This window comes from Blautia sp. MSK17_66 (assembly GCF_020538025.1).
Classification (GTDB): domain Bacteria; phylum Bacillota; class Clostridia; order Lachnospirales; family Lachnospiraceae; genus Blautia_A.
Map to the genome: position 1 here is coordinate 81,772 of NZ_JAJBNQ010000019.1, position 7,051 is coordinate 88,822.

Annotated in this window: 10 protein-coding genes; 8 read left to right on the forward strand and 2 right to left on the reverse strand. The window is 37.2% G+C overall.

Annotated features, from left to right (window positions below; translation table 11 throughout):
• Nucleotides 1-248 precede the first annotated feature (248 nt).
• Nucleotides 249-1,595 carry an FxLYD domain-containing protein gene (locus tag LIR34_RS11410; protein ID WP_173902745.1) on the reverse strand — a complete coding sequence of 449 codons (1,347 nt, stop codon included), beginning with the start codon at nt 1,593-1,595 and terminating at the stop codon, nt 249-251.
• Between the two features lie 128 nt (nt 1,596-1,723).
• Between LIR34_RS11410 and LIR34_RS11415 the strand changes: the two genes are divergently transcribed.
• The 4 genes from LIR34_RS11415 (at nt 1,724) to LIR34_RS11425 (ending at nt 3,425) form a co-directional block, all read left to right on the forward strand.
• Nucleotides 1,724-2,020: a helix-turn-helix domain-containing protein gene (locus tag LIR34_RS11415; RefSeq protein WP_173902744.1), complete on the forward strand. Its 297-nt coding sequence runs from the start codon at nt 1,724-1,726 to the stop codon at nt 2,018-2,020.
• Nucleotides 2,021-2,117: 97 nt separating this feature from the next.
• Entirely contained in the window at nt 2,118-2,438 is a 321-nt protein-coding gene (locus LIR34_RS18120; RefSeq protein ID WP_420314145.1) for a DUF6431 domain-containing protein, read from the forward strand.
• Between the two features lie 25 nt (nt 2,439-2,463).
• The gene (locus LIR34_RS11420) at nt 2,464-2,955 is read left to right on the forward strand and encodes a hypothetical protein (RefSeq protein ID WP_173902743.1); all 492 of its coding nucleotides are present in this window, start codon (nt 2,464-2,466) and stop codon (nt 2,953-2,955) included.
• A complete protein-coding gene (locus LIR34_RS11425; RefSeq protein WP_173902742.1) occupies nt 2,952-3,425 on the forward strand; it encodes a hypothetical protein in 474 nt (157 codons plus the stop codon). Before LIR34_RS11420 ends, LIR34_RS11425 begins: the two co-directional genes overlap by 4 nt.
• A 59-nt stretch (nt 3,426-3,484) precedes the next feature.
• Here LIR34_RS11425 and LIR34_RS11430 read toward each other — a convergent pair whose 3' ends face one another.
• Entirely contained in the window at nt 3,485-3,700 is a 216-nt protein-coding gene (locus LIR34_RS11430; protein WP_173902741.1) for a helix-turn-helix domain-containing protein, read from the reverse strand.
• 192 nt (nt 3,701-3,892) lie between these two features.
• On the opposite strand from LIR34_RS11430, the gene LIR34_RS11435 reads away from it, so the two are divergent.
• The 4 genes from LIR34_RS11435 to LIR34_RS11450 all read left to right on the forward strand — a co-directional run bounded on the left by LIR34_RS11435 (nt 3,893) and on the right by LIR34_RS11450 (nt 6,652).
• Nucleotides 3,893-4,714 carry a DUF6017 domain-containing protein gene (locus tag LIR34_RS11435; RefSeq protein ID WP_173902740.1) on the forward strand — a complete coding sequence of 274 codons (822 nt, stop codon included), beginning with the start codon at nt 3,893-3,895 and terminating at the stop codon, nt 4,712-4,714.
• A gap of 99 nt (nt 4,715-4,813) precedes the next feature.
• Entirely contained in the window at nt 4,814-5,314 is a 501-nt protein-coding gene (locus LIR34_RS11440) for a hypothetical protein (protein ID WP_173902739.1), read from the forward strand.
• Between the two features lie 7 nt (nt 5,315-5,321).
• On the forward strand, nt 5,322-5,603 hold the full coding sequence (locus LIR34_RS11445; RefSeq protein WP_173902738.1) for a hypothetical protein: 282 nt from the start codon (nt 5,322-5,324) through the stop codon (nt 5,601-5,603).
• 2 nt (nt 5,604-5,605) lie between these two features.
• Nucleotides 5,606-6,652: a hypothetical protein gene (locus LIR34_RS11450; protein WP_173902737.1), complete on the forward strand. Its 1,047-nt coding sequence runs from the start codon at nt 5,606-5,608 to the stop codon at nt 6,650-6,652.
• Nucleotides 6,653-7,051 lie beyond the last annotated feature (399 nt).

Sequence of the window (7,051 nt, forward strand, 5' to 3'; positions counted from 1 at the left end):
AGATCCACTTTATTTTGTGTCTGAGTACTTTTTTCACCAACTTTCTCTATCTGGGTGGGAGAGAGTACAGCCGCCCCGGTGTGAGGCAGTGACCGGGGGATAGTTTACATTTTCGGGCAGTATCGGGGGTGTCTGAATCGCTATCGAGGTCTATCTAAATCTCCCACACCATTTCCCTCTCCGAACAGAAAAAAGCCCCAGTTTGCTGAGACTTTCTTCTTATTATAATGTAATCGTATAAAATGGGATTATTTCTTATGAACAGCTTCGCAAATTGTCCATACTTCGCTACCTTTATATGTTCCTTCCAGGATGCGGACTTTTGTAGTGGCAAATTTATTTTGAATGATATTTACTTTTGTGCCAGATTCAACATAGGCAACATCGCCGTTCAGTAGTTGCGCCCAGATAGAGTCTTTATCATCTTTTGACAGATACGATAAATAAGAATCCAAGTTATCAACAGAACTTGCAACAATTACATCACCAGTGCCATAGGACAGAGTGGCATCATATTGCAGTGAGTCAGATTCCTTTTTTGCGGCTTCTTTTCTTTGGTTTCCAGCGGCAGTGATAACATCAGTGTCTATGTTGATCTGGGACACCTGTTCTTCAGAGATGCCGTATTTTTTCGCAAGTTCAGCCCACAATTCATCGGTATCTTTTGTACTGTTTTGAATTGTAGTTAAGATATCTATTTTGTCCTGCATTGTAAGATTATCATAATTCTCTTGTTCTTTGGTTGCACTTTCTGCGAGTGTGGCATAATCATCGCCAAGTAAATCTTTGGCAAACTGAATGATTTCTTTTGAGTATGCACCGTTATACTTTGGATCAATTTTAGCAGCCTCCTTGTTTCCGGCTTCTTTATCGCTCGCATCATCCATTACATCGGCAAGATAGTAATAACCGCAAGCACTGCAGAAGTAGTAAAGGTTTTTCATCATTTCATTGTCGGGATTTGCCTGGTAAATATCTTCCAACTCTGCATAATACAGTTTTGCACCAAGCCCCTCCTTTTTATATGTATCGTAACAGTCTTTGAATAATGCAAGGAAGTGTTTTTCTTCATCGGTTAAATCTTCAGTTGAATAGGTTTCAGTTTCGGTATTAGTATTTTCGTTTTTATTGCTTTCTGTCGGTTTACTTTCTTCTGTGGCAGATGTATCTTCTGAATCAGGAGTTCCAGATAAATCCAGTACAGGGGCATCATCAACATATCCGCTTATATATTCGTCATTGCAGTAAAAACTATATCCATCTACTACACACGAAGCTGCACCGTCAGCACTATCAGTTAAAGCAGAAATTGTAATACCTTGCTCAGGCTTAACACGAGTAGATTCTTGCGGATGTGTAGAACCAATAATGTTTCCATCTGAATCCAGGAAATTGATATTCAATGTTAAGTTGTTAATTGTTTCCGAAGTGTTATTTTTGGCAGTAAAAGAAAATTCCTTGTAGTTTGTTCCGCATGACAAACCATTATACGTGCCTTTTGTCACAGTGATATCGTTATCTGCATATACGCTGACTGCAAATAATGTAGAAAAACCACATGCACATAATATAGCGATTGCTTTCTTCCTTAACATATGTTTCCCTCCATAATTCCACTAATATAGTATTTAGTTGACATATATAGTTCATATTATATGATGGTGGTTTGATATAATCAATACAAAGTAATGAAATTGTGGAATTTTTGAAGGAGTTAGATATTATGGAATTTGGGGAACGTTTGCGTGAGCTGCGCCGTAAGTGCGGATATACACAGGCAGAGTTAGCAGAAAAAGCTAATATTACAAAATCCGTTGTGTCATTTTACGAACATAAAGATCGTGCGCCAAGTCCGGATGTCTTAAAAAGATTTGCAGAGATATTTGATGTTTCAACAGATTTTTTGTTAGGAGTAAAGCGCAGTACGCCAGATACAATTGATGTATCTGGATTGTCCAAAGAAGAAATAAAATCACTCCAAACTATCGTTGAGTCAATGAAAGGCAAGAGAAAACAATAAGGAGAGTCTGGTGGTTACAGGCTCTTTTTTCATTGGAGGATTTATTATTGATTATTCAAACTGAATACGAAATTGTTTTTAAAAAAAGTATTATGCCATAAAATCCAAAAGTAATAATTATTGTCCGGACTGTGGCGGTAAAATGAGAGTACGAGATTCAAAGCAAAGAGCTGTTCTGAATGAGTCAGGAGAAAAATACATATTTAGATTGCGGCGTTTCCGATGTGATAATTGTCAAAAACTACATACGGAAATTCCAGACTGTATCATTCCGGAGAAACAATATAGTAAAAAGGTGATAGAGGATATATTGGATGGAAAATGCAATTATTATGTGGCTGACAATTCAACTGTCTGGCGGTGGAAAAATTGCAATACACACCCATCTTGCAATGACTTTGGGGAATTAAAGGACTAAAATGCACTTCGGAGGTGCATCAAAGTTGAAAAAGAAATCAAAATATATGATTTTATTGCTACTTTTGCTGTTTGTTGGCGTTCTTATATTTCCTATACTGTGTGATGATGGGAGTGTTCCCAATCCTTTATCTTTTTTGATCCCAGATCAGGATGCGGAAGAATGGAACGGAAATCAAGAATTGCCACAGGCTGGGAGAAATGAGGAAGTTATTGTTCCAGGGTTCGATTCCCTTGTATGCTACGCCAACCAAACAAAGCAAAAAGTAAACTTTTACAACCCAGCGGAAAATTCTTGCTTGATGCGAATGACATTGTATGCGGATAATGAGATGCTCTGGAGCAATAACGGATATTTAGAGCCGGGAAGAGGATATTATGAGATTGACTTTTCAAAAACTCTGACATCCGGAACATATGACGGAGCATTGCTGGTAGAATGTTTTCTTGCCGATGGAACAAAGTGCAATGCAGTGAAAGTAGAGTTTAAATTGCAGATGGAGGATAAACAAACATGAAAAAGAGATGTTTTTCTTTAATGATGGCAGCGTGTATGATGGTAACGCCTGTTACTGTAAATGCTGCAATGACAGATGATAACTTTTCATATATGTCTGAGTTCGAAGGAGGAACGGCTGACACGGAGCTATCATATTTCCAAAATTCGACTTATATGGTAAAAATCCCACTTCGGATCAATAACATTGTAGAATCTGGATATGTATTTACAGCAGACTCTATAAACATTCTGGATAACCAGTCTGTAAACGTGTATGTCGAAAATAGTTCGGTAGAGATGACAAACGAACGAGGCGACACTTGTAGCCTGGAATTGAGATGTAGTGATGATAAAGGTAAGCAAGGACTTGTTGGAACTTTTAAGAACGGAGAAACCACATCTTCGGTTACAATGAATGCTCAGATGGGTTCAGGAGCAAGAGCCGGATCTTATACTGGAACAGCAACGTTCTCAGTAAGGTTAGAGTAATTTTCAAAATAGCATACAAGAGTAAAAAAGAGGATAGAGCTTAGTCACACTATCCTTTTTTATTGTTCTTTTTCGTTTGGTTGTACATACTCCATAATGTCTGTGATATCACATTTCAAGTAATCACACAAAGCTGCAAGAACTGAGGTATTGACATTTTCGTTGTTTCGTAATTTCTGCAATGTACCGTTGCTGATGATCTTCTTATCTAATAAATCTTTCTGGCGGATATCATTTTTTCGCATATAATCAAACAGTCTGTAATATTGGAACATCCTAAATCCCCCTTTTTCCTTAACGCTATTATAATCAACATAGATTGAAAAGTCAAATTCATATTGTAAAAAGTCGAGAAAATAGATTCTTTCCATTGACATTTTCATAAAGTCGTATTATTATAGTGTTAAATCTAATATTAAGTCTTAAAAGACGAATAATTAGATTATACATAATCAGGAGGTGAAAGGGTGGATGGAGTAAGCGGAGGAAAATTCCGCAAGAAAAGAGTGAATTTTTCTATGGTGTCAAATGAAATATTGCGTGATAATAGCATATCTCTCAAGGCAAAAGGGTTATATTCCTTGATTCAATCATATGTGACACTGGAAAATTTCACTCTATATAAGGGATTTTTAATGTCATGTTGTGCTGAAGGACGTAAAGCGTTTGATTCGGCATGGAACGAGCTTAAAACAAGTGGTTATCTTGTACAGTATAGACTACAAGATGAAAAGAAGCAGTTTTACTACGAGTATGAGCTTCTGGATAAAAAGCCGATACCCCAAAATGGAACACCGGATTTACCCGTTGTCCCATTTCTAAACACCGGTAAAGGGAGCATATCGGAAAAAGATAATATTGCAGATGGGGTACATATAAATAATACTTTAAGGAATAATGCTCAACAAAATAATAGTTTATCAAATCATATCCATATCACAGAAAAAGATGTGATGGAACAGATTGGATATGAACCGCAAATGCACGATGATTTTATTGAGAACATTGTATTGATTATGGTGGAGGTCTTAAATCTGCCAGACAATGCGACCTTAAAAATCAATCAGCTAGATTTATCAGCGGAAACGGTAAAAGAACGATTCAGAAAGGTACGCTATAAGCATCTGGAATACATCAAGTTAGTATTCCAGGACTTCACAGGTGAAATTTCTTCCATGAAAAACTATATGATTACGACTATTTACAATGCTCCGGCAACCTGTGATATATATTTCACTCACAGAGTAAATCGTGATCAACACAAAGACAGCCCCCACCAGATAGCCTGAGAAACTGAATGGTGGGAGCCGCTACACAACCTCTTGGAGATTGCTTCTATATTATATACTGGCAATCTTCAGGAGGCAACAAAAAGAAAGGGGATTGCTATGGAAAAACGAAAAGTCAATGTGTCACTGGAACTTTATGAAGAAGATCTGAAAAGTATTCTGTATAAAGTAGCAGCAGATGGCATTGATTTATCAACATTACTTACTGGTTTTATCGGGGATCTTGTGGCAAGCAATTATTGCCGGAATGGATCAGACGAAGTAGATCGGGCAAATTCATACTATGACCGCTGTTGGTACGGTATATACAACGAAGATACATTTCTTCATTATTTAATAGGAAGTTTTGAAATTGATTACTTTCTTAGTGTTTTTGAAGATGCTGAATTGTACAAAGAGTGGATTGCTGACGGTGAAGATTACAAAGAAGAGCTGAAAGAGGCAGAAGATACATTGAATGAGTATTATGAAGAGTGGGCGAAAAGATTTAAAGATGGAAAAGTCCCACAGGACAAGGAAACGGCGTTCAAATCTGTTTCTGATTGGCGAAAAGAATACGAAACATTCATTGATAGCTGCGAGACGGTCAATGAGGAATGAGGGATATATGTTTGAAATTGATAGAACAGACTTTCAGATTCTTACGGCGTTCAAAGTTGTGGATGAAGAAGCTGTGATAACACTGGATAAACCGACAGACGGAATTACGATTGTGGAAATTATGGAATATTTAGATTTTGTCAATGCTCATAAGAGCCGGAAAACGGTTTATTTACATTTACAAAAACTTGTGAAAACTGAATATGTAAAAAAGGGAATTGTGTATAATCATGCGGATTCCTACTATATTGCTGAAAAAGGTAAAAGCGCACTTAAAGGAGATTTATAAATATGGAAATTAAGAAGAATACAATGATTATCGGATTAGGTAACTGTGGTTGCAAAATCACCAAACTGTTTGCTGATATGGGATATTCCACTATGTTTGCAAATGGCAGTGAACAGGATTTAAAGGTTTTGGGAAATATGAAGGGAATTTATAAGCTGGATGGATATGACGGATTCGGTGGACACAGAGAGAGAGCTATGGAGTGTTTGTGTGACAATGTAGAGTTTACAGAAGCATTGGAAAAGATAGATCAGGGAATCGTTATTTTGATTTATGCTGTTGGTGGTTCTACTGGTTCTGGGTTATCTGCAGTTGTGGCACAATACATTAAAGATGTGTATGGCGAGGATAAGATTATCGTAACAGTTCCAGTTCTTCCAAAAGAAAACGAGGCAATCAATAAACATAAAAATGCGTACCAGGCAGTGCAGGAGCTTATGTCATTGGATGGAATTGGTGCAACGTTCTTTCTGGATAATAATAATTGTGAGGGAACAGATCTTCGGTGGATCAATAAGACGTTTGTTTCCCTGTTGGATGCTTTTCTCACAGACGATTCGTGGGGAGAGCCAAACAACTTTGACGAAAGTGAACGATTGGAAATGTTATCAGATCCCGGTGCAATGATTATTTCATATTGTAAAGATGGAATTGAAAAACTGCTTACTGATAATATCTTTGCACCACTTCAAAAGGATAGAGTATGTAACAATATTGGTGTCATCCACAAAGACAAAAACGATGTTGATATTGATACCATTGTTGCAGAAGTAGGAAAGCCGCTTAATATTTCTGAAGGATGGGGCGGTAAATGCACACTAATAGCAGTTTCCGGAATGTCTTTCCCAACGGATCATGTGCAGCGGCTTGGCAAACTGGCTATTGATGGTCAGAAAGAAAGACAGCGGAACATTGAAATGGCAAAAGAACAGAATTTACCAGAATTGGATTTCGGAAATATTGAGAAACCAAAAACTAATACTGCAAGTAAAACAAAACTATCTGGAAGAGATGCATTACTAGCAATGCGAAAAAAAGCAAGAGCATAACTCAACATAGTATAAATAATGAAAAGACCTTGCATTTTTAAACAAACCTACTTATAATGTAGATGAATCGAGGTCAATTCTATGTGAGAGGGTGAAGTGATCTATCCTGTAAAAGGGTAAATCGCCCAACCAACTAAATAAATTTGTCCAAACGTAAGATTAGACCTTGATGGACTGGAATTTCCAGCCCCTCAGGGTCTTTTTTGTTATCCGCATAGTGCCAGAAACCTTGATTTTATGCGATTTTTCTAAATAAAACCGCGATTTTATTTACCATGAAAACTGAACATTGAAAGGAGGCATTTTAACCGATGTTTCCATAAAAATATAATCAGGTACATTACTTTGGAGGTTGTGGGATTTACCCCTTGGGAGGATAAGTGGTTTTGTCCCATAACA

Excerpts from the sequence above, each read along its gene's own strand:
- LIR34_RS11410 (WP_173902745.1), bottom strand. The coding sequence starts at position 1,595 with ATGTTAAGGAAGAAAGCAATCGCTATATTATGTGCATGTGGTTTTTCT.
- LIR34_RS11415 (WP_173902744.1), top strand. The coding sequence starts at position 1,724 with ATGGAATTTGGGGAACGTTTGCGTGAGCTGCGCCGTAAGTGCGGATAT.
- LIR34_RS11425 (WP_173902742.1), top strand. The coding sequence starts at position 2,952 with ATGAAAAAGAGATGTTTTTCTTTAATGATGGCAGCGTGTATGATGGTA.
- LIR34_RS11430 (WP_173902741.1), bottom strand. The coding sequence starts at position 3,700 with ATGTTCCAATATTACAGACTGTTTGATTATATGCGAAAAAATGATATC.
- LIR34_RS11440 (WP_173902739.1), top strand. The coding sequence starts at position 4,814 with ATGGAAAAACGAAAAGTCAATGTGTCACTGGAACTTTATGAAGAAGAT.
- LIR34_RS11445 (WP_173902738.1), top strand. The coding sequence starts at position 5,322 with ATGTTTGAAATTGATAGAACAGACTTTCAGATTCTTACGGCGTTCAAA.
- LIR34_RS11450 (WP_173902737.1), top strand. The coding sequence starts at position 5,606 with ATGGAAATTAAGAAGAATACAATGATTATCGGATTAGGTAACTGTGGT.